Genomic DNA, 19624 nt, shown 5'->3' with positions numbered 1-19624 from the left:
TACCAAGTGTTGCCCCACACAAGCGGTTGCCGATACAACTAACAAAGGGTCCCCAAATGTCATCGCATCACAAAATGCGCCCAGCGCTTTGTCTAACGTCCGTTGCCGCTGCCTGCGTGCTCGCAGCTTGCGGCGGAAATTCGGATAGCCCCTCTGCCAGCAACAACAACGGTGGCACGACCGCCGGCACGACTTACTCGGGCGTGGTCGCCGCAACTGCCTTCGTCCCGGGCAGCTCGAGCGGCAACCCGACCTTGAAGGCCGGCTACTACTCTGGCGCCACCGTGTTCGTCGATGCCAATGGCAACGGTGTGCTCGACAGCGGCGAAGCCTCCGCGAAGACCGACAGCAGCGGCCATTTCTCGTTGACCACGACCGCCACGGGTCCGCTCGTCGCTGACATCACGACCTCGGCCACCAACACGGCATCGGCCGCCAAGGTCGCCAGCCACCTGATCCTGCGCGCTTCGGCCGACCAGATCGCCGACCAGGGCGCCACCAAAGTCGTGATCAGCCCGATGTCGAGCGAAGTGCAGCGCCTCGTCGAAGCCAACGGCAGCAAGTACGCGACCGAGAAGGCTAATCTGTCGACCCGTCTGTCCGGCCCGGCATTCAACGACGCCTCCGTGACGGTTCCCGCCGGCGACGTCCTGGCCGACGCCAACACCCTGTCCGGCGCCGAGCAGTACGCGGTGCTGTTCGAAGAAAACGCACTGACGAACCGCTACACGTACGCCACCACGAAGCTCGATCGTGGCGACAAGTACCCCGATGCGCTGGCCGTTGCCGGTGGCGACCCCACCCTGACCGGCGTTTCCGGCATCACCGCCGGCGAAACCGTCCCGACGGATACGCGTAAGGCGATCACCTTCGCACAAGCCCAGCAGGCTGCGTTCAACGTCGAAGCGATTCCGCGTTACGACAACGTCTTCGTGATCATGCTGGAGAACAGCAGCACGAACCGCGTCAAGGGTTCGGCGTACATGCCGGCGGTCAACTCGATGATCACCAACGGCAACTACTTCTCGACCTACTTCGCGACCGGCAGCCCGTCCGAGCCGAACTACACCGCCCTGGGCGGCGCCGACGACTTCGGTATCGGCGACGACAACTGGTGGGGTTGCGCCGCGACCGGCGCCAACGCCCCGACGGACAAGGCTTTCGCCGGCGGCACGGCTTCCGACGGCCAGCCCCTGCCGTCCCACGTCGCGCTGACGCCGAACGACCCGATCATCGGTACCACCGCCGGCGGCGCCACCGTGGCCGTTGGATCGCTGCTGTCCAATTACACGGCGGCCAGCAACCAGGCGTGCTCGACGGACGGCACCGGTTCCGTCGCCAACCACAACATCATGACCGCGCCGAACCTGTTCACGCAGATTTCGAACGCGGGCCTGACGTGGCGTACCTACAGCGAATCCATGAACCCGGGTCAGGATCCGCGCGGCGACAGCCTCGGTGACACCGGTGTATCGCAGGCCTACAACCAGACGGACGGTAGCATCACCGTGACGGGCACGCCGTTCGCCATGCCCGGTTCGCTCTACAAGACCAAGCACCATCCGGGCATGGCCTACCAGAACGTGCGTAACCAGCCGGAGTTCTTCGCGAACAACCGCACGATCTTCGGTACCCAGTACTACACGAACGCGGCCGACCTGACCAACACCACGCTCTACAAGGTTCCGACCGGCTACAACGTCGACCAGTTCAGCACCGACCTGGCCAAGGGCGACATCGGCACCCTGAACTTCATCATGCCTGACCAGTGTGATGACCTGCACGGCACCGGCAGCGACGGCACCTGTAAGGACAGCGCGACCGCCTCGGGTACCGTTCCGGCTCACGCGCTGCTGACCCGCGCCGACTACTACACCAACGCCGTGGTGCAGAAGATCAAGGCCTCGCCGCTGTGGCAGAACAAGCAGCGCAACGTTGCCATCGTGGTCATGTTCGACGAAGGCAATGGCACGTCCAACGGTGCCGGCAGCTCGTGCTGCGGCTGGGACGTGGGTGGCAAGGCTACGCAGATGCAGAACGCGGACGGCAGCTGGACCCCGGTGCAGACGAAGTACGGCAACGGCAACAAGGGCCATGGCAACTCGATCTTCGTCCTGATGACCAACCAGCAAGACGTGGGCTCCGCGCCGAAGGGCGTCGCCGACAGCGATACGTACAGCCACTTCTCGTTCGTGCGCACGGTGCAGGACATGTTCCAGCTGGCCGACCCGACTGTTCCGACCTCGTACGCCAACCGTTCGAAGTACACGGAGTCGTACATTGCGCAGAACATCGCCAACCTGCCTGAGTACGCGGGCAGCGCCGACACGCACTACGACGCGGTTCGTCCGATGAACCACGCCTACGTGATTCCGGCCGGCTACACGCAGAAGTTCCAGACGGGTGACGTGAGCGATCCGGCGCAAGTTGGTCCGGACGCGACCCAGAAGAACCTGTGGGCGACGAAGTAATAAAAAGCACTAAACGGTAAGCACGCGCAAGCGTGCCATTCATCAAGCAGTAGCCTGCGCGGGGGAGCGGTTCGGCCGCTCCCCCGCCAGCTGTTTTATCGAACAAAGCCGGGGGAGTAGCGATGCGCAAGGTTTATGCGGGGGCGCTTTATGTCATCTTGTCGACACTGGCCGCTTGCGGGGGCGGGGGCTCGTCACAGTCTGCTTCGACGGATGCAGGCACGGGCTCCACGGGCTCCACGGGATCCTCGGGATCCACGGGATCCACGGGATCCACGGGGTCGGCGCCCACGAGCAAGCTGAGCGCTGCGGCCCAGATCGGTCAGCAAATGTTCTTCGACAAGAACCTGTCCGGCGGCAAGAACCAGGCATGCGCGAGCTGCCACGATCCGGCGTATGCTTACGGCCCGCCCAATAGCCTGGCGGTGCAGCTGGGTTCCGATGGCGTATCGGAAGGCCCGCGCGCGGTTCCCTCGCTGCGCTACAAGGCCATGACGCCCGCCTACGACGACAACGCCTCGAACCCCGACGGCATCACGGCGAACGCGCCGGGCGGCGGATTCATGTGGGACGGCCGCGGCAAGACGCTGGCCGACCAGGTGGCGCTGCCCCTGCTCAATCCCATCGAGATGAACAACGCCTCCAAGGACGCGGTGGTGCAGGCGGTGAAGAGCTCCTCGTATGCCGCACAGTTCACGGCGGTGTACGGCCCGGCCGTGTTCGGCGATACGGACACGGCGTTCCAGGACATCGGACTCGCGCTGCAGGCCTACCAGAACGAGGACCCGAGCTTTGCGCCGTATTCCAGCAAGTTCGACCTGTATGCGAACAACAAGATCGGCGGCACGTTGACGCCGGCCGAATTGCGCGGGATGAACCTGTTCAACGATACCGATCACGGGGCCGGCTGCGTGGCCTGCCATTTCATGGGCGCCAACTTCAACGGCTCGAACGCGCTGGGGACCGACTTCACCTATCAGGCGATCGGTGCGCCGCGCAACGACACGTCGATCCCGGACAATCCGAACCCCATCGCGGCCAACCTGAACGCGAGCTACTACGACATGGGGCTGTGCGGCCCGATCAATAACGGCAGCTATGACAGCCACACGCCGCTTTCGGCCACCAGCGGCGCCGGCCCGGACCCCTTTACGGGCGTGAACAACCCGGATCCGTATTGCGGTCGCTTCAAGGTGCCGACGCTGCGCAACGTCGCCGCGCGCAGCGCCTTCTTCCACAACGGCGTGTTCCACTCGCTGGAGCAGGTGGTGCGCTTCTACAACACCCGCGACACCAACCCCGAGTACTGGTATCCGTCCACGGGTGGCGATTCGACCAAGCTGACCAGCAACCCGAGCTATGCGCTGCAACCCACCTATGCAGCGGGCGCGACGGTGAACATGTTCAACGATCTGCCGGCCGCCTACCAGGGCAATATCGACGAGGAACTGCCGCTGGGGCAGGGCCAGACCGACGCGGGCGGCACCACCGCGTTGAACGGTGCGCAGCCGCGTGCTGTCCATTCGGCGCCGCAACTATCGGATCAGGACGTGCAGGACGTGATCTGCTTCCTGAATACTTTGAGCGACGGCTACCAGCCTCCCGCGACCCAGCCCACGAGCGGTAGCTGCGTGAATTGATCTCTTTGAATACTTGAACTATCCACGATGATGCATTTTTCGAATCCGGTGCGCGGCACTGCCATTGCGGTTTCCCTGACGGCGTCGTTCCTGCTGGGCGGTTGCCAGAACAAGGCCGAGCCTACCGCGGAGAACTTTACCAACACCATCACGCACTACCTGGCCGATCGCGGCCACCTGTGCGTGGCGAAATACGATTGGCCCATCCACGTGGCCGATCAGGACATCGTGGTCACGCATTCCCGCGATGCGCTGCAATTGCCGGTGATGGAAAAGCTGGGCCTCGTCAAGAGCACCGTCATGACGGTCGAGCGCACTGGCGAGGACGGGGCCAGGATCGAGGCGCCGGGACGCGAGTATGTGCTGACCGACGAAGGCAAGCAGTTCTACCTGCACAAGCCGGTGGTGGTGGCGACGCCCGGCAAGACGGTCACGCACGACGCCGATTTTTGCGTGGCCACGCTGACCCTTGACAAGGTGGTGGGCTGGGAGCCGCCCCAGACTCACGACGGCGAGACCAGGACCTCGGTGCTCTACACCTATAAGATCGACCCGGCGCCTTTTGCCAGGACTCCCGAGTTCCAGCGAGTGTTTCCCATGGTGGCGCGCGTGATCGAAGGCGCGGGCACCATGCAACTGCGCGAAGGCGTGCGCTTGACCAAGGACGGCTGGGTAGCGGAAGAATATCTCGTTCGATGATCGTTGAGTTCGCCGACGCCGTGCGCCGAGGCGATCGTTCCCGCACGTGGGCCGGTCCATGCCGCTGCGCCAGGACCAGGTGCACCCTTACGGTGTCCTCGCTGGACTCAGCCCCGTGCTCGCAAAATAGATCGCGAGAAAATACAGCAGCACATAGAGCGCGTAGGTCTGCCCGTTGCCGGTATAGACGCGGCGTATCCGAGCCGCCGCCACGAGCGCGAAGTGCGATATGCCACGCCAGAACATCTGCGCGACCGGCGGCACCGTGCGGCTCAGGAGCGGCCGGTAGAAGTGGTAAAAATCCGGGGCGTTGCGCGCATTGCCGCGGCGGCTGCGGTAGTACAGCACGCCGAGCCCGAACACGATCGCCGTGACGATCAGCACGACGATCACGACCGGCGTCGGATTCCAGAACCCGTAGATGCTTTCGAGCGACATGCCGCCCCACACCAGTGTCGCCGCAAACTGCGGATCGATCGCGGCCGACACCGGTTCGAGCAACACCTTCGGAAAGAACGACAGGACCACGATACCGACCACGAACAGCAACTGCGGCACCAGCAGCATCACAGGCGCTTCGCGCACCTGCGGCCGCTGCGGCGGGCGCGGTTTGAGGAAGACGCCGTTCAGCAGGCGCAGCATGTACAGAAAGCCGGCGCAGGTCGCGATCAGCCCGCACACGGCGAGCCCGTACCAACCCTTGTCGGTCATTGCGCTCAGCAGCAGCCATTTGCCGCCGAAGCCCATCAGCGGTGGCAGGCCCGACATCGACACCAGCGCGATCACGACCATCGCGAACGTGAGCGGCATCTCGCGCGCGAGGCCGCCCACATCGGCGAAGTTGCGCGTGCCGGTGCGCGAGATCACGCCTGCGAGCGCGAGGAACAGGATGCCCTTCACGAACATGTGATTGGCGACCAGATACAGCGCGGTGACCCAGCCGAGATGGCTCATCAGGCCGATCGCGGCGACGATATAGCCGGTCTGGCTCATGCTCGAGAGCGCGAGCATCCGTTTGAAGTCGTTCTGCCGCAACGCCATCAGCGCGCCGAACAGGGCCGTCAGCATGCCTATCCAGGTCATCGCGTGCGCGAGTTCGAGGCCGACCTCCGAGCGTATCGTCAGATAGGTGCCGATCAACAGGCCGAACATCGCGACCTTGCTGACCACCGCCGACAGCATCGCGGTCACGTCGTCTTCCGCTTCGGTGTAGGCGCCCGGCAGCCATACGTGCACGCCGATCGCGCCGGCCTTGATCAGGAAGCCCGCCGCGAGCAGCACGAACGCGCGGTTCGCCTCCGGTCCCGAATGGATCAGCGCCGACAGCGCGATGCTGTCGTCGATCGTCGCGACGTTGGCGAAGCCCGCCAGCAGGAAGAACGCAGCCAGCAGCGAAAACAGCAGGAAGGTCAGCACGTGCGGTCCCGCACGCCGGCACTTCGCGATCAGGAAGCACGACGACAGCGTGATGATTTCCCAGCTATAGAAGAACTCGAGCGAGGTGGATGAGCGCAGCAGCGCCGGAATCGACAGCGACAGCACGACGAGCATCGGATAGAAGCCGGCGCGCACGTCGTCGCGATAGAGACTCGCCGCTGCGATCACGAGGCTGCCCGCGAGCAGCAGCCAGGCGAACAGTCCGGCGATACCGCGCGAGCCCTCGCAGAGCAGACTGCCGATCAATCCAATCGCGATCACCGCGAGCACGCCTTTCGCGCGCCCCGGCAGACGATCGGCCGCATAGAACAGCGCACCCGCCGCGAGCGGCGAGAAGATCCACGCCGACACGACGCCCGAGAACACGGCTGCCATATAGGCCGCCGCGATCAGCAGCACGGCGACGCCGAACAGCGGCAACAGCGCGGCGATGTTCGGCCGGGCTTTGGCCTCGAGCTCGGACGGAGCCAGCGCGCGCACGAACCAGTGGAACATATAACCCGCTTCGAGCAGCGAGCCGGTGAGGATCAACACGATCCAGTACGGCTTGCCGGCGGCGGTCAGGCGCATCACGAGTTCCCACTTCGCCCAGAAGCCGGGGAATGGCGGCAGTCCCGCGATCGCGACGAGGAAGAGGCCGAGCAGGCCGATCAGCAACGGGCTGCGCGACAGGATCGCGCGTGCATCGTCGCCGTGCCGCCGCAGCACGCCGATCAGCCAGAACAGCCCCGCCTTCGCGAACAGATGGTTGATGAAGAGCCCGCCGACGACGAGCGGGATCGATGCGTCCGCGCCGATCTGGCGCAACAACGCGAGCGACAGCATCAACAGCGCCATCTGCCCGATCGACGAATAGCCGAGCAAGCGTTGCGGCTTCGTCTGCTTGATCGCGAGCAGGTTCGAGAACAGGAACGTGACGCCGCCCGAGACGGCGAGCAGCGTCAGCAGACCGTCGAACAGCGGCAGCAATTTCAGCAGCGCGAAAAACACGCCCGCCGATACGCCGACCGATACCATCGCGCCGACGCCGCTCGGCGCGGTCTCGTAGACGTCGAGCCCCCAGCCGTTGGCCGGAAACGGCTTCAGCTCGATCACGAGACTCGCGAACACGAGCAGGATCGCGGTCGTGCCGATCGGGCCGCCGAGCTGGTCGCGCAGCGACAGCAGTTCGTCGATGTTGAGCGTGCCGCTCACGTAGTAGAGCAGCACCGCGCCGAGCAGAAAGAGCGTCGACGCGATCACGGTCGCAAAGATGTACTTGAACGCGGCGGCGAGCGCGGCGGGCGTGCGCTCGAGCCCGAACAGGCCGTACGTCGCGATCGACACGATCTCGAGAAACACGAACAGGTTGAACAGGTCGCGTGTCATCACCATGCCGTCGATGCCCATCACCAGAATCAGGTACAGCAGCAACGCCGCGTAGTTGCCGCGCAGACGGTCCCACAGATGCAATGCGCCGAGCAGCGCGACCACATTGACGCTGAACGTGAAGAAGCCTTCCCACAAGCCGAAGCGCAGATTGATCGACACCGGCGGCAGCGCGCCCGCGGTCAGCACCTCGATCGTGTCGCCGCCGTCGAGCAGGCCGTAGAACGACACGCCGGAGACGAGCACGATGCCGCACAGCGCGATGAAAAAGCCGAGCGTGAGCCATGGCTTGCCGAGCCGGTACAGCAGCGGAATGGCGAAGCCGCCGCCGAGCCCGAGAATGAAGATGTGCAGCGGATGAAACAGCGCGGCTACCATTTCGACTCGGTGAAGGCGTCGATGGAAAGCGTCTTTTTGGCGGCATGAAGACGGATCGCGAACGACAGCATGATGGCGGTGACCGATAGCCCGATCACGATCGCCGTGACGACGAGTGCCGACGGAATCGGATCGATCGCGCGGTGCGCGGCGGCGGATTTGCTGAGCGCTGCGTCGATGATCGGCGCGGTGCCGCCCGTGACGTAACCGGTCGCGACCATCACGATGTGCAGGCCCGTGTCGATCACCGCGAAGCCGATGATGATGCGCAGGATGTTGCGGTGGGTCAGCATGCCCCACAGGCCGATCAAGGAAAGGCAGAAGCCCGTGATCAGCAGGATCTTCGAAACCGGGATGCCGGTGCTCATGCGCTCTCCTTCTCGTTCAGCTTCTGAACCGGTCGATGATGACACTCAGCTCCGCGCCGACCTTGACGCCGAGCAGCGTGGAAATCAGCGGGATCGCGCCGGCGCTGAAGAACGCGCCGAACTCGCCGCGCGGCAGAAAGCGCGGGTCGAGAAAACCGCCCGCGAGCACGAGGCCGAGAATGCCGATGCACACGTAGATCACGCCCGCGAGCGACTCGACGACGCTCAGCAGCGCGACGTTCAGCGTCGAACGGGGCCGCGCGAGCAGCATCAGCATCACGGCGGACGCGACGATCGCGCCGCCCTGGAAACCGCCGCCCGCCGACAGATGTCCGTTGACGATCACGTAGCCGCCGAAGGTGAGGATCATCGGCAGCAGCACCTGCTTGCCGGTATGTACGATCTCGCCGGCTGGGCGGCGCGCGGGCGCGGATTTGTCTGCCGCAGCGGCGGAGGTCGCGTTGCTTTCCTCTTTCAGCAGCACGCCGACGCTCGCCGCGACCATGAACAGCACCGCGACTTCGCCGAGTGTGTCGAAGCCGCGAAAGGTGATCAGAATGCCGGTCACGATGTTCGGCGCGCCGACTTCGAGCGGCCCTCTGACCACGTAGTACCAGGCGAGCGGGCGCAGCGCCTGCAACTCCGTGTAGCCGCCGACCAGCCGCCAGAACACGACCGCGAACAGCAGCACCGTCAGCAGCGCAAACGCGCGACGCATCATGATTCGGCCTCCCCCGCGGTGCGCCCGCCTTCGTCGGCGAGTGCGTCGGTGATCGTGGACGGGGTCATCGGCGTGCGGATCAGCCAGGCGGCGCGCGATAGCGCATGCGAGGACACCGGGTTGGTCACGAGCACGAAGTAGATCAGCAGGATCAGACGGAAGGTCCAGTTCGGGTGATAGAACGCGAGGCCGATCAGCACGAGCATGTTGCCGAGCGTCGACGCCTTGGTGCCGGCCTGAATGCGCGTATACGCATCCGGCATGCGCAGCAGCCCGAGGCCGGCGGAGAACAGAAAGACGGCGCCCACCAGGATGAACACGCTGCCGATCAGTTCGAACATGCGCTAGCCCTTCTGATAACCGGTTTTGCGGATCGCGTACAGAAAGATGAAGGTCGCGAGTCCGGAACCGATCGCGGCTTCGGCCATCGCGACGTCGGGCGCGGCGAGCAGCAGGAAGGCTATCGCGGCGAACAGGCTCGCGAGCCCCGAGCTCACCATCGCGGCCAGCAGATTCTTCAGGCAGACGGCCAGTACGCCGCTCACGAGGATGCTCGCGCACATCAGCAGCAGGAGCAGTTCGAGCATGGCTCACAGCCCCCTTTCGAGAAAGCGCGCAATCGCGAGCACCGCGAGAAAGCTCAGCAGTGCATAGACAAGTGCGACGTCGATATAGACGAAACGACCGGAGACTTGCGCGTACAGCGCGATCAGCGACAGCGAGACGACCGTCAGCATGTCGATCGCGACGATGCGGTCGACGAGGGTCTTGCCGATCACGAGACGGATCACGCCGAACAGGATCGCGAAGAAGATCAGCACGGCGGCGATCCGGAGCATGATCTCAGCCAAAGACTTTCTCCAGATGCTTTTCGAACGGTGCGACGAGTGCCTCGGTCGCTGCGTCGATATCGGTCGTCTTCACGTCGAGCAAGTGAATGAATAGTATGTCGTCCCGAATATCCATGACGAGCGAGCCCGGCGTGAGCGCAATCGAATTGGCGAGCGCGAGACGGCCAAGCGGTGTTTGGAGGCGCGTGCGAACCTTGACGATGCCGGGCTTGATGTCGATACGCGGCGAGTACACCAGCGCCATCACGTTCAGATTGGCGCGTACGAGCTCGACGACGAAGGTCGCGCTATACGCGGCGAAGTGATACGGTGCGCCTGGCGTTAGACGTAGGCGCTGCCATGCTTCGCCCGATGATACGAAGACACGCGCGATGACGAAGGTAATGACGAGACCGACGAGTGCGGGTTCGACGGCGAGCGATGCATTGGCGATCATCCAGATGACGAACAGGACGACCCAGAGGCCAGGCATTCCCCGAGGAACGAACGACGACACCGGTTTTCCGTTGTTCGAAGCCATGTCATCGGTTCCTCAGGAGGCCTTGCGGAAAATTCTAAGTGACAACTTATGGCAAAGCAACCGGCGCACGGTTGTCCGTTGGTGGTCGTTTTGTGTGCGTCAATCCGCGCGGCGCTTATCGGCTGCTCATCGAGTGAATTAGTGTCATTGCGATCTGTTCAATAAAATGGCGCGCGAAAAGCCGACGCCGATCGGCGCGCATTTATTTTGAAACAGACTGCGTTGCCGCGATAAGACACGACGTTGAATCTCTAAGCGGCGCCGTACCGTTTTTTAATCACCTGTGATTGATCGGAATCTGGAAGTCTAGTCGCCAATCTATGCGTGCGCTGCATAAATTGATTTTTTTAATGAATTTGCGCCGGCGACCAGATCCCGGTCGAATGTCGGGTTTCGCGCGGTTTGAATTCTTCAAATGACCAATAAGGAGCAACAATGAAAGCCATGCTGGCGACCCTGACGATTGCGCTGCTGGCCGTCTCGTCCGGAAGCGCAATCGCCAAGGATTGGTCGACCGTGCGGTTCGGGGTCGACGCGAGCTACCCACCGTTCGAATCGAAAGCCGCCGACGGCAAGCTCGTCGGCTTCGATATCGATCTCGGCAATGAGATCTGCCGCCGGCTCAACGCGAAATGCGTGTGGATCGAGAATTCGTTCGACGGCATGATTCCCGCGCTGAAAGGCCGCAAATTCGACGGCGTGCTGTCGACGATGTCGATGACGCCCGCGCGCCAGGCGCAGATCGCGTTCTCGTCGAAGGTGTTCCGCATTCCGACGCGTCTGGTCGCGAAGAAGGGCTCGCCGATCGAGCCGACGCCGCAAGCGCTGAAGGGCAAGCGCATCGGCGTCGAGCAGGGCTCGATTCAGGAAACCTATGCGAAGACGTATTGGGAGCCGGCCGGCGCCGCGATCGTGCCGTATCAGGATCAGGATCTGGTGTATTCGGATCTGCTTGCCGGCCGTATCGACGCGTCATTGCAAAACGCGGTGCAAGCCGATATCGGCTTTTTGCGCACCGCGCGCGGCAAGGACTTCGGATTTGCCGGCAATCCGCTTTACGACGCGAAAACGCTCGGCAGCGGCACAGCGATTGGTTTGCGTAAAGAAGATACCGATCTGCAGGAAAAGATCGACAAAGCCATTGCCGAGATCCGCGCCGATGGCACTTACGACCGCATTGCGAAAAAGTATTTCGATTTCGACGTGTACGGTCAGTGAGCCGGGGCCGCGCCGCACGTGACCAGTTTCGACCTGGCACTCGCGCGGCCCGACACCTAAACTTGTGTCATGACCGTCCTGAGCCGTGCTGCGGCAAGCGGGGATGCCCGAATCGGTTGCAACCGGCGCCTCACGCGGCGCTGCAGGTTTCCGCTTACAAAAGTAAGCGACCAGGGGACGGCGCAATGCGGCCACCGGCTCGCGTGCGGATCGCCTTGCGCACACGGCGCGATCCGCATTGGGGGGCACCGACATGCACGGCTTTCAGATCACGTTCTTCACCCAGCAGGGGCGCAGCCATCATGGCAAGCCGCTTGCCGACTGGCTCGTGCGTCTCGCGAGCGAACTCGGCCTGCGTGGCGCGACCCTGATCCCGGCTAGCGAAGGCGTCGGCCATCATCATCGCATTCACTCCGCGCACTTCTTCGAGCTTGCCGATCAGCCGTTGTCCGTCGTGATGGCGGTGACGAGCGACGAAGCCGATCGGCTGTTCGATCGACTGCGCACGGAAGGTTTGCATCTGTTCTACGTGAAGACGACCGCCGAGTTCGGCGTCGTCGGCGAGGCCGACGGGGCTTGAACGACCGGGCCTCGATGGCAAGCCCCACGCCTCGCTCGTCTAGGCGACGAAGTCGGCCGCCATGTCGGAATCGGTGCGTGCTTCCAGCTTGCCGCTGCGGCACGCGTGGCGGAACACCTCGTAGTCCTTCTCGACCTGGTCCGCGTACGCGCGCGAGTAGACGCGCGCCCGGTGTGGCTATTGGGCATGGCGCATGCTCCGCTGCAAGAGGCGAGTCATCCCAGGGAGAGCGAATCATGCGGCAGGTTTCGGCAAACATGCTGATCGCGCTGTCGGCCGTTGCGTTGCTGGCGGGCGCGTCCGGCTGCAAGCGGACGGCCGGGAATGGCGGTATCTCGACGGGCCAGGTGAGCAGCGGTGTCATGAGCAATTCGGCGAGCCCGCGCGGCACACCGGGCGATAGCGACGCGGCAAATCGTGCGAACGCCGAGGCGGGCGCGGCGGCGAGCGCAGCGCCCGCCGCGAGCGACGCCGCGTCGGTCCACAGCACGCCGGCGAGCACGGCGTCCGCGACGCAGTAAGCGTCGCTTAGGTGCGACGGCGCATTGGTCGCCGTTCCATGCGCGCAGGCTTGCTCTCGGTCCCGCGCATGGCGACGCCGCGCGCAGCAGGCGCCGCCTTCCTGGCAGACGTGACTCATGGAAAGACGGAACGGACAGGTAGTTGCGCCGCGGCGAAGCGGCGCTCGCATGTGCGTGTGATATGGAACGCCGGCCCGCTTCAATGCTATGCCGTGGGCTCCTCGTGCCGCACATTGACCATCCAGGGCACGCCGAAGCGGTCGATCAACGTGCCGAAGCCGCTGGTCCAGAAGGTCTGCTGGAATGGCATCGTGATCTGTCCGCCGTCCGCCAGCGCGTTGAAGTACTTTTCGCCGGATGCCTGGTCGTCGGCGGTGACCGACAGGCTGAAGCCCGCATGCACGGCGTTGCCGCCGCGGCAATCGCCATCCGACATCAGCACGTGCGTGTTACCGATGACGAGCGTCGCGTGCAGGATCTTGTCGGCGTGTTCGGGCGCCACCGGGCGAGCGGGATCGGGCGGCGCGTCTTTCGCGCGCAGCTTCAGCAACTCCTGCGCGCCGAGCGCCGAACGATAGAACTCAATGGCTTCCTCACAACGGCCATTGAAGAACAGATAGGGCTGGATTTCCATGCTGATTTCCTGAGATGGGCGAGGGTCGGGCGGACGATTCTATCAGCGTGATCTCGCGGATGGACGGCTGTCGAACCTGCGATGCATCGATCGGCCCCACGATGAAGCCACACACCTGATGCTCTACAGCGTATCCCCGCATCAGGCCTTCCCGGCATGACTCCCGCCATTGGCCGGATAAGCCTCCTGCAACGCGATCGAGCCTGTCTCCAGCAGCGATTTGAGGTTGGACATGATCTTCGGCCAGCCACCCGACACCGCCTCGATGAATTTCGATGGATCGCGCTCGATCGTATGCGTGAGCGTCAACTTGACCGCCGTTCCGCTCGGTTCGAGCTCCATCGTGCAGCGCGAATCGCCTTCGGCCTGCAACTCGGGACGAATCTGGTGCTGCCAGCGGATCACCAGACGCCGCGGCGGATCGGCCTCGACGATCTCGCCCGCGTCGAAAATCTGGCCGCCGCTCGACACGAGTTTCCACGACGAGCCCGCCGTCCATTCGCTTTCGCAGTGCATGCCGAACCAGTACTGCTTGATGAACTCCGCGTCGGTGAGCGCCGACCACAACTGTTCCGGCGTAGTGCGGATATAGGTCACATAGACGAACGTCGATCTAGTCATTGCCTTTCTCCAGGCGTCGTTTCAGGGTCGAGAGCGCCTTCAGGCGCGGCTTTTCGAACTTGGCAATCCAGCGCTCGTAGATCTGCTGCAGCGGCACCGGATTGAGGAAGTGCAACTTTTCGCGCCCGCTGCGTACGGTAACGACGAGGTTAGCCGCTTCCAGCAGGCCCAGATGCTGGGTCACGCCTTGCCGCGTCATGTCGAGGTGGTCGCACAGGTCGTTCAGAGTCTGGCCGTCGTGCGCGTGCAGCACATCCAGCAGCTTGCGCCGGCTCGGATCGGCGAGGGCTTTGAATAGGACGTCGGTGTCGTCGGGGCGCTCGGTCATGAACGGCTACAGGCAAGTAATTTATTGCATTTACTATAGGCAAGAAATTGCTTGCCTGTCAAGGCGACGTGAGGGACACTCCGCAGGTTCGACACAAGCGCCGACTCCCGTTTACGAGGCGCTCAAGTACGTTTCGGAATGTTGCCGCCATGCAAAGGACCGAACAGCCGCGCACAGAGCATGCCCATCGCCAGGATACCGAGGCCGAATGGCACGGCATCACCCGTTGCCTCGATCCGAAAGTCGCCAACACGAAAAACCAGAAGATAGCCGACGACCATATTGAAGAAGCCCCACAGTACATTGACGGTCGATGACGACAACCCTTTTCCGGACGGCTTCGCGAACGGGCTCTGAAACGGCTCGCCCATCACACCGCAGACGAAATGCGGCACGGCATTCGCGAACAGAACACCGCCGAAAAAATAAGAGACGACATGCGGCCAATCCATTTCAGTTGCTCCTTGAATCGAGTAAATCGATGAGGTCGCGGGCTGTGCCCGTTTCGATGCCGGTTCGGATGAAGTACCTGCAAACGTTCAGGAGTCAGCGAGCCGCTGCAGCAGTTCCACCGCGGCGGCGAGCGTGGCCTGTTCTCGCGGCGATAGCTGCGCTTGCAAGGCACCGATCAGCCAGTCCTCTTTGGCCGCCCGACTTGCCTTGAGCGTTCGTCTGAACGTGGGGGTGAGATCGATAAGAGTTTTGCGTCCGTCGGTTGGATCCGCTTCGCCTTTGACGACGCCCAGCGTCTCCAGACCGGCAACGGTAATGCGCATGGACTGTGGTTTTACGCGCTGCGCTCGCGCTAGCGCGGAAACTGTGGCTGGGCCGCCGCGCTCCAGATGAAACAGCGCCGACTTCTGCGCCGACGTAAAGTCGCTCGATTGCGAATGTTCTCGCGCGCGGCGAACCAGTTTGCTCACGGCAATGCGCAGTTCGCCCGCAAGGGCGGCTAGATCGGTAGATTGGGAAGACGGTGATTGTCGTGACATGCCGAGAACATAGCAGATATACAGTTTAACTGTACAAGTAAACTGAAGATATTTTCGCCGTCGAGTCCGCACGAACCCAGCATAAACAAGCGCCTGTGAGATACTTCCTCATTCACGCATAATCCCCGAGTCCACCGCGTCTCAACCGGCCCAGGCATGCAAGCCCATCCCCTCCGACTCGCGCCCGGCGACGACCTTCGCGTCGCCGTCGAAGACGGGCTTCGTCAACGCGACCTGCAAGCAGCCTTCGTCGTCCAGGGCATCGGCAGCCTCCACGTTGCGGCATTGAGGTTCGCTGGCGCGCAAGCGCCGACGGAAATTCGCGGCGACCTCGAAATATTGACCCTCGCAGGCTCCGTCTCGCCCGATGGCGCTCATCTGCACATGTCGATCGCGGATGCGCGCGGGCAGGTGTTCGGCGGTCATGTGGCGCGCGGCTGCACGGTACGCACGACCGTCGAGTTGTTGCTCGTGTCGGTTCCGGGCTATTCGTTCGCGCGGGAGCCTGATCCGCAGACGGGTTTTATGGAACTCGTGATTCGCGGCGGCGGCGCTCCGCAGTCCGGCTCCGCCTGATCACGCAAAGGCGCTATCGCTTCGCGCGCCGGTAGCCGCTCAACGCCCCGCCAACATCCGCCCGCCGACCCCCACCAACAGCACACCCGCTGCCGTATCCAGCACGGCCTTGCGCCGAACCAGCGCGCGCCGAACCGACGGATGCGAGGCAAGCAACGCCATCGCGCAGTACCACGCGCACGAAATGCCGATCGACAGCGCCACGACCGCGATATCGAGCCACAACGGCGCATGCGCGGGCACCATCAACGCAAAGATGCTGCCGTAGAACGCGATCGACTTCGGGTTGGTCATGCTGACGAAATAGCCTTTCTTCGTCGCAGCCCAGCCGGACGCGGCGGCGAGCCCAAGGCCGGTCATCATGCCGGCGCTTAGCAACAGGACGCCCGCAAGCGCAAGCAGGATGTTGGCGGAATGCAAGATGAATCCCCCGTGGCGGGCCGACATGGGTCCGAGCGATCGCTCCGACGCTTTCATCATACCGGCGCGCTTCGGCCCGGCTGACCGTGTCCCTGATATGGGGAGGTCGGGTTTACTGTAATTGAAAGAGTGTGCCCTTCCGAAGCATGATTCGTCGTACGTTGTACGATGAATTTCAACGTTGCCCGACAACTTGGTTCGCGAGCTCGCGGAGTCGGTTGCCGGCGAGGCTGCCGCATGGTCGGCTCGCAGCCAGAAAATAACCTTCGAGACGCAGTCCCATGCTGGGCAAAGCATTTCTCTTGCAATGCGTTCTCGAGATCCGGCCGGGAGCCGGATGGTTGCGTCGAAATAAGTTGGGTGATCTTTGGTTTTCCGCCCTCGCGCGTCGGCAGTGGAAGCTCCCGATTTCAGGTTGTACCTTATACGATGTCTTATAACAAATATTGATGGTCCACATGCCCCTGACGCTTTCCCCGCCGCATCCGCGCGAAGGGCGAGGCCTGCCAGGAACACGCAGTGGATCCACTCCCAAGGAGATAACTTATGAAGATGCGCTCAGTCCGAGAGCTTGCGGTCCTCGGCCTGTTTGTTCTGACCGTCGCCGGTTGCGGTGAGGGTAATAACATTTCAGGTCCAGGTACGAGCTCGACCACGCCACCCACCAACCCGACTTCGCCGACCTCCCCGGTCTGGACGCCCGGCCGCTACGCTGGCGACACGAACCTGCCGGATTCGCCGTCTTTGCCGGCGGACACCCAGGTTTGCTCGACGCTTCAGGCAAGCAATAACCTGGTGAAGAACGCGGACGGCTCGCTGCCGCTCACCTCGGATCCGACGCCGGTCACCTACGGCGGCGCAACCACGGCGCTGAACAACCCCGACCAGGCGCGTATCCAGGCCGCGCTCGACGCGTGCGGCGCCGCCGTGGACGCGGAAGTCGGCGCGAAGATTACGCAGGCCGATCAGCAGGCAGCCGCTACGCAACAGGCGGCCAACAATCCGAACGTCAACATCGCGGGTGCATCGAGCGAAACGCTGTCGAACCCGACCTACAAGGCCACCAAGTTCGCGGTGCGTCTCGTCAAGAACAGCGGCGGCGCCGGCAATGCATTCCTGAGCGGTCCGCTCGTTCTGCCGTCGGGCGTCACGCTGTGGATCGACGACGGCGTCACGCTGTTCGCGAGCCGCGACGTGGTCGTCTACGACAAAACCGCGCAGGATCGGCCGAACGCGATCACCTGCGGCGCCGCGATCAACAACCCGGCCGGGCTTCCCGCGCCTGTCGGCACCGCCAACGCGGGCGCGGCGACCATCGCGGGCACGAGCGGCATGCAGAACTGCTATCCGCTGATCCGCGGCACGCATACGGTCAACGCGTCGATCATGGGCACGGGCTCGATCGATGCGCGTGGCTACATGCCGCTGATCAGCTCGTCGCCGCAATATCCGACGATCCGCTGGGCCACCGGCGTCACCGAGGCGTTCACGTATTCGGGCAACAACATCACGGGCGTGACGACGCCGAAGTTCAGCTGCACGAACACGATCGCCGCTTACCGTGCGGGCACGCTCGCGCCGGAAGGCACCGCTTGCGATGTGGTCACCGCGATGGGCAAGACGACGCTGACCACGCCGGCCGTCACCTATGTGGTGAACCGCCAGGCAACCAGCATCCCAGGCGGCTACACGGTTACGGGCGGCGGCTGTACCGCTGGCACGGGCGGTTGCGCACGCTGGGTGCCGGCAAGCTGGTGGGATATCTCGTACCACGGCAACAAGGACATCGGCGGCGGCCCGTACAGCTTCCAGGGCAACCCCGGCGTGCTGTGGATGCAGCAGTCGAAGAACCTGTCGCTGTATCAGATCACGTTGCGCAACAGCACGTTCTTCACCGTCGAAGCCGACGGCGTGGACGGCCTCACCGTGTGGGGCATCAAGATCATCACGCCGTTGCTGCCGGATGCGGCGAACCAGGCGAGCGTCGGCATGAACAACGACGGCTTCGACCGCGTCAGCGGTTCGTACTCGCACCTCTATACGGGCGCGACGATCGATGCCAGCTCGACGGGCGTGAAGAACACCGACGGTGTCGACCCGAGCGTTGCAGCGGGTCCGGAACACGCGGCTCTCGGCACGGGCAGCAAGACGACGTCAGCAGGCCAGGTGTACTTCGACGGCTACGTGAAGAACGTCGCGATCGTGTACAACTTCCTGAGCCCGTCCGACGACAACGTCGCGTTCAAGGGCGGTCTGCAGGATCCGCGTCCGGCGGCGGCACAGGGCGCGACGACGCCGGCCAACATGCTGTGGGCCATCGACGGTAACCGCGACGTTTCGTCGAACCGCACGTACGGCATCACGGTGGCGCACAACCACAACTACAACGGCCATGGTCTGTCGATCGGCAGCCCGACGAATGCAGGTGTCCGAAACATTCACTTCTACGACAACTACTTCGACAATATCTACGACGGCACCAATTCGTCGACGGATATGGGCGTCGTGGGGCTGCGTATCAAAAGCGGTCAGGCACGCGGCGGCGACGTCAGCAACATCTACTATGACGGCGCATGTATGCGTGGCGTGAAGGATTTCCTCGTGTTCGACATGTACTACACGGGCCCGAGTGCCGATCCGATCTCGTACACGGGGTTGGGGTGGCTGGTGCCGAGCTTCCACGACATCAACCTCAGCAACATCCGCATGATGAACATCCCGGCCAACAAGACTGCGGGCAAGAACGGCGGCGGCGGCCTGACCTTCCGCGGTCTGCATGCCGACACGGCATACGCCAATACGCAGAGCGTGATCCAGCTGAACCTGGATAACGTGGTCGCGGACAAGGATGTCACGATGTCGATTGCGAACCTGAGCAAGCCTGTCGTGAACATTGGCGCGCTCGATGGCTCGACGCAATCGAAGGCCGCCAACGCCACGCTGAACCTGGGCGCGAACGTGAGCCTGATTGGCTCGTCGATGGCTCACGGCACGGGCGGTATCCTGACGAACACGTCGAGCGGCGCGGGCAAGTACACGACCCCGACGAACACGTTGAACCTGACCGTCAATGGCAGCGACGACGCCGGCGCCGCGGGCGACACGAATCCGGCGGCCACGATCGTCTCGCAGAATGCGAAGCTGTCGCTGTGCGATCAGGCTTCGTCCTGGCCGGTCTTCCCGAATGTGAAGTAAGCGTGGTTGCTTGAAAGACCAGGACTCGCGGTGTCAGGCTGCGGGTTTTTTTGAAGCCTCACGGGTGACTGTGGGGCTTATTTTCT

The 19624-nt window shown here is 63.4% G+C and carries 21 protein-coding genes; 8 read left to right on the top strand and 13 right to left on the bottom strand.

The window, feature by feature from the left end:
• Positions 1 to 74: 74 nt before the first annotated feature.
• From OKW26_RS19350 to OKW26_RS19340, 3 genes are all read left to right on the top strand, one after another.
• Complete coding sequence (locus OKW26_RS19350; RefSeq protein WP_429354805.1) at positions 75 to 2471, top strand: alkaline phosphatase family protein; 2397 nt, start codon at positions 75 to 77, stop codon at positions 2469 to 2471.
• A gap of 122 nt (positions 2472 to 2593) precedes the next feature.
• Positions 2594 to 4111 (top strand): cytochrome-c peroxidase, encoded by a 1518-nt coding sequence (locus OKW26_RS19345; RefSeq protein ID WP_429354804.1) that lies wholly within the window; start codon positions 2594 to 2596, stop codon positions 4109 to 4111.
• 27 nt (positions 4112 to 4138) lie between these two features.
• On the top strand, positions 4139 to 4810 hold the full coding sequence (locus tag OKW26_RS19340) for a hypothetical protein (protein WP_429354803.1): 672 nt from the start codon (positions 4139 to 4141) through the stop codon (positions 4808 to 4810).
• 87 nt (positions 4811 to 4897) lie between these two features.
• Here OKW26_RS19340 and OKW26_RS19335 read toward each other — a convergent pair whose 3' ends face one another.
• Genes OKW26_RS19335 through OKW26_RS19305 form a run of 7 tightly spaced genes read right to left on the bottom strand, consistent with a single transcriptional unit; the run spans position 4898 to position 10453 of the window.
• Positions 4898 to 7993, bottom strand: a complete 3096-nt coding sequence (locus OKW26_RS19335; protein ID WP_429354802.1) for a proton-conducting transporter membrane subunit — start codon at positions 7991 to 7993, stop codon at positions 4898 to 4900.
• Entirely contained in the window at positions 7987 to 8361 is a 375-nt protein-coding gene (locus OKW26_RS19330) for a sodium:proton antiporter (protein ID WP_184023510.1), read from the bottom strand. The genes OKW26_RS19335 and OKW26_RS19330 overlap by 7 nt, the downstream gene beginning before the upstream one ends.
• 16 nt (positions 8362 to 8377) lie before the next feature.
• Positions 8378 to 9082 carry a Na(+)/H(+) antiporter subunit B gene (locus OKW26_RS19325; protein WP_429354801.1) on the bottom strand — a complete coding sequence of 235 codons (705 nt, stop codon included), beginning with the start codon at positions 9080 to 9082 and terminating at the stop codon, positions 8378 to 8380.
• Positions 9079 to 9423 carry a monovalent cation/H(+) antiporter subunit G gene (gene mnhG / locus OKW26_RS19320; RefSeq protein ID WP_429354800.1) on the bottom strand — a complete coding sequence of 115 codons (345 nt, stop codon included), beginning with the start codon at positions 9421 to 9423 and terminating at the stop codon, positions 9079 to 9081. The genes OKW26_RS19325 and mnhG overlap by 4 nt, the downstream gene beginning before the upstream one ends.
• Before the next feature lie 3 nt (positions 9424 to 9426).
• A complete protein-coding gene (locus OKW26_RS19315) occupies positions 9427 to 9669 on the bottom strand; it encodes a hydrogenase subunit MbhD domain-containing protein (protein WP_018422732.1) in 243 nt (80 codons plus the stop codon).
• Between the two features lie 3 nt (positions 9670 to 9672).
• On the bottom strand, positions 9673 to 9933 hold the full coding sequence (locus tag OKW26_RS19310; RefSeq protein ID WP_018422733.1) for a monovalent cation/H+ antiporter complex subunit F: 261 nt from the start codon (positions 9931 to 9933) through the stop codon (positions 9673 to 9675).
• Complete coding sequence (locus OKW26_RS19305) at positions 9926 to 10453, bottom strand: Na+/H+ antiporter subunit E (protein ID WP_429354799.1); 528 nt, start codon at positions 10451 to 10453, stop codon at positions 9926 to 9928. Before OKW26_RS19305 ends, OKW26_RS19310 begins: the two co-directional genes overlap by 8 nt.
• A gap of 435 nt (positions 10454 to 10888) precedes the next feature.
• Here OKW26_RS19305 and OKW26_RS19300 point away from each other — a divergent pair, with 435 nt between their 5' ends.
• From OKW26_RS19300 to OKW26_RS19290, 3 genes are all read left to right on the top strand, one after another.
• The gene (locus OKW26_RS19300) at positions 10889 to 11671 is read left to right on the top strand and encodes an ABC transporter substrate-binding protein (protein WP_184045217.1); all 783 of its coding nucleotides are present in this window, start codon (positions 10889 to 10891) and stop codon (positions 11669 to 11671) included.
• 253 nt (positions 11672 to 11924) lie between these two features.
• Positions 11925 to 12251 carry a DUF190 domain-containing protein gene (locus OKW26_RS19295; protein ID WP_429354798.1) on the top strand — a complete coding sequence of 109 codons (327 nt, stop codon included), beginning with the start codon at positions 11925 to 11927 and terminating at the stop codon, positions 12249 to 12251.
• A 236-nt stretch (positions 12252 to 12487) separates the two neighbouring features.
• Positions 12488 to 12772, top strand: coding sequence for a hypothetical protein (locus tag OKW26_RS19290; RefSeq protein ID WP_184059165.1), 285 nt, complete (start codon positions 12488 to 12490; stop codon positions 12770 to 12772).
• A gap of 205 nt (positions 12773 to 12977) precedes the next feature.
• Here the strand turns inward: OKW26_RS19290 and OKW26_RS19285 are convergent, their stop codons facing one another.
• The 5 genes from OKW26_RS19285 to OKW26_RS19265 form a co-directional block, all read right to left on the bottom strand.
• Positions 12978 to 13406 carry a VOC family protein gene (locus OKW26_RS19285; RefSeq protein ID WP_184045223.1) on the bottom strand — a complete coding sequence of 143 codons (429 nt, stop codon included), beginning with the start codon at positions 13404 to 13406 and terminating at the stop codon, positions 12978 to 12980.
• A 141-nt stretch (positions 13407 to 13547) separates the two neighbouring features.
• Positions 13548 to 14027, bottom strand: a complete 480-nt coding sequence (locus OKW26_RS19280; protein WP_090810571.1) for an SRPBCC family protein — start codon at positions 14025 to 14027, stop codon at positions 13548 to 13550.
• Positions 14020 to 14355 carry an ArsR/SmtB family transcription factor gene (locus tag OKW26_RS19275; RefSeq protein WP_429354797.1) on the bottom strand — a complete coding sequence of 112 codons (336 nt, stop codon included), beginning with the start codon at positions 14353 to 14355 and terminating at the stop codon, positions 14020 to 14022. The genes OKW26_RS19280 and OKW26_RS19275 overlap by 8 nt, the downstream gene beginning before the upstream one ends.
• Before the next feature lie 122 nt (positions 14356 to 14477).
• Positions 14478 to 14807, bottom strand: a complete 330-nt coding sequence (locus OKW26_RS19270) for a hypothetical protein (protein ID WP_429354796.1) — start codon at positions 14805 to 14807, stop codon at positions 14478 to 14480.
• An 87-nt stretch (positions 14808 to 14894) separates the two neighbouring features.
• Entirely contained in the window at positions 14895 to 15347 is a 453-nt protein-coding gene (locus tag OKW26_RS19265; protein ID WP_184059273.1) for a MarR family winged helix-turn-helix transcriptional regulator, read from the bottom strand.
• A gap of 156 nt (positions 15348 to 15503) precedes the next feature.
• Here OKW26_RS19265 and OKW26_RS19260 point away from each other — a divergent pair, with 156 nt between their 5' ends.
• On the top strand, positions 15504 to 15923 hold the full coding sequence (locus tag OKW26_RS19260; protein ID WP_429354795.1) for a PPC domain-containing DNA-binding protein: 420 nt from the start codon (positions 15504 to 15506) through the stop codon (positions 15921 to 15923).
• Between the two features lie 39 nt (positions 15924 to 15962).
• Here OKW26_RS19260 and OKW26_RS19255 read toward each other — a convergent pair whose 3' ends face one another.
• A complete protein-coding gene (locus OKW26_RS19255; protein WP_429354794.1) occupies positions 15963 to 16370 on the bottom strand; it encodes a LysE family transporter in 408 nt (135 codons plus the stop codon).
• A 519-nt stretch (positions 16371 to 16889) separates the two neighbouring features.
• On the opposite strand from OKW26_RS19255, the gene OKW26_RS19250 reads away from it, so the two are divergent.
• Positions 16890 to 19538, top strand: a complete 2649-nt coding sequence (locus OKW26_RS19250) for a glycosyl hydrolase family 28 protein (RefSeq protein ID WP_429354793.1) — start codon at positions 16890 to 16892, stop codon at positions 19536 to 19538.
• Positions 19539 to 19624 lie beyond the last annotated feature (86 nt).

This window comes from Paraburkholderia sp. 32 (genome assembly GCF_050435345.1).
GTDB lineage: Bacteria > Pseudomonadota > Gammaproteobacteria > Burkholderiales > Burkholderiaceae > Paraburkholderia > Paraburkholderia tuberum.
This window is presented reverse-complemented; position numbering and strand designations above follow the sequence as displayed.

Excerpts from the sequence above, each read along its gene's own strand:
- OKW26_RS19350 (WP_429354805.1), top strand. The coding sequence starts at position 75 with ATGCGCCCAGCGCTTTGTCTAACGTCCGTTGCCGCTGCCTGCGTGCTC.
- OKW26_RS19345 (WP_429354804.1), top strand. The coding sequence starts at position 2,594 with ATGCGCAAGGTTTATGCGGGGGCGCTTTATGTCATCTTGTCGACACTG.
- OKW26_RS19340 (WP_429354803.1), top strand. The coding sequence starts at position 4,139 with ATGATGCATTTTTCGAATCCGGTGCGCGGCACTGCCATTGCGGTTTCC.
- OKW26_RS19335 (WP_429354802.1), bottom strand. The coding sequence starts at position 7,993 with ATGGTAGCCGCGCTGTTTCATCCGCTGCACATCTTCATTCTCGGGCTC.
- OKW26_RS19330 (WP_184023510.1), bottom strand. The coding sequence starts at position 8,361 with ATGAGCACCGGCATCCCGGTTTCGAAGATCCTGCTGATCACGGGCTTC.
- OKW26_RS19325 (WP_429354801.1), bottom strand. The coding sequence starts at position 9,082 with ATGATGCGTCGCGCGTTTGCGCTGCTGACGGTGCTGCTGTTCGCGGTC.
- mnhG (WP_429354800.1), bottom strand. The coding sequence starts at position 9,423 with ATGTTCGAACTGATCGGCAGCGTGTTCATCCTGGTGGGCGCCGTCTTT.
- OKW26_RS19315 (WP_018422732.1), bottom strand. The coding sequence starts at position 9,669 with ATGCTCGAACTGCTCCTGCTGCTGATGTGCGCGAGCATCCTCGTGAGC.
- OKW26_RS19305 (WP_429354799.1), bottom strand. The coding sequence starts at position 10,453 with ATGGCTTCGAACAACGGAAAACCGGTGTCGTCGTTCGTTCCTCGGGGA.
- OKW26_RS19300 (WP_184045217.1), top strand. The coding sequence starts at position 10,889 with ATGAAAGCCATGCTGGCGACCCTGACGATTGCGCTGCTGGCCGTCTCG.
- OKW26_RS19295 (WP_429354798.1), top strand. The coding sequence starts at position 11,925 with ATGCACGGCTTTCAGATCACGTTCTTCACCCAGCAGGGGCGCAGCCAT.
- OKW26_RS19290 (WP_184059165.1), top strand. The coding sequence starts at position 12,488 with ATGCGGCAGGTTTCGGCAAACATGCTGATCGCGCTGTCGGCCGTTGCG.
- OKW26_RS19285 (WP_184045223.1), bottom strand. The coding sequence starts at position 13,406 with ATGGAAATCCAGCCCTATCTGTTCTTCAATGGCCGTTGTGAGGAAGCC.
- OKW26_RS19280 (WP_090810571.1), bottom strand. The coding sequence starts at position 14,027 with ATGACTAGATCGACGTTCGTCTATGTGACCTATATCCGCACTACGCCG.
- OKW26_RS19275 (WP_429354797.1), bottom strand. The coding sequence starts at position 14,355 with ATGACCGAGCGCCCCGACGACACCGACGTCCTATTCAAAGCCCTCGCC.
- OKW26_RS19270 (WP_429354796.1), bottom strand. The coding sequence starts at position 14,807 with ATGGATTGGCCGCATGTCGTCTCTTATTTTTTCGGCGGTGTTCTGTTC.
- OKW26_RS19265 (WP_184059273.1), bottom strand. The coding sequence starts at position 15,347 with ATGTCACGACAATCACCGTCTTCCCAATCTACCGATCTAGCCGCCCTT.
- OKW26_RS19260 (WP_429354795.1), top strand. The coding sequence starts at position 15,504 with ATGCAAGCCCATCCCCTCCGACTCGCGCCCGGCGACGACCTTCGCGTC.
- OKW26_RS19255 (WP_429354794.1), bottom strand. The coding sequence starts at position 16,370 with ATGTCGGCCCGCCACGGGGGATTCATCTTGCATTCCGCCAACATCCTG.
- OKW26_RS19250 (WP_429354793.1), top strand. The coding sequence starts at position 16,890 with ATGAAGATGCGCTCAGTCCGAGAGCTTGCGGTCCTCGGCCTGTTTGTT.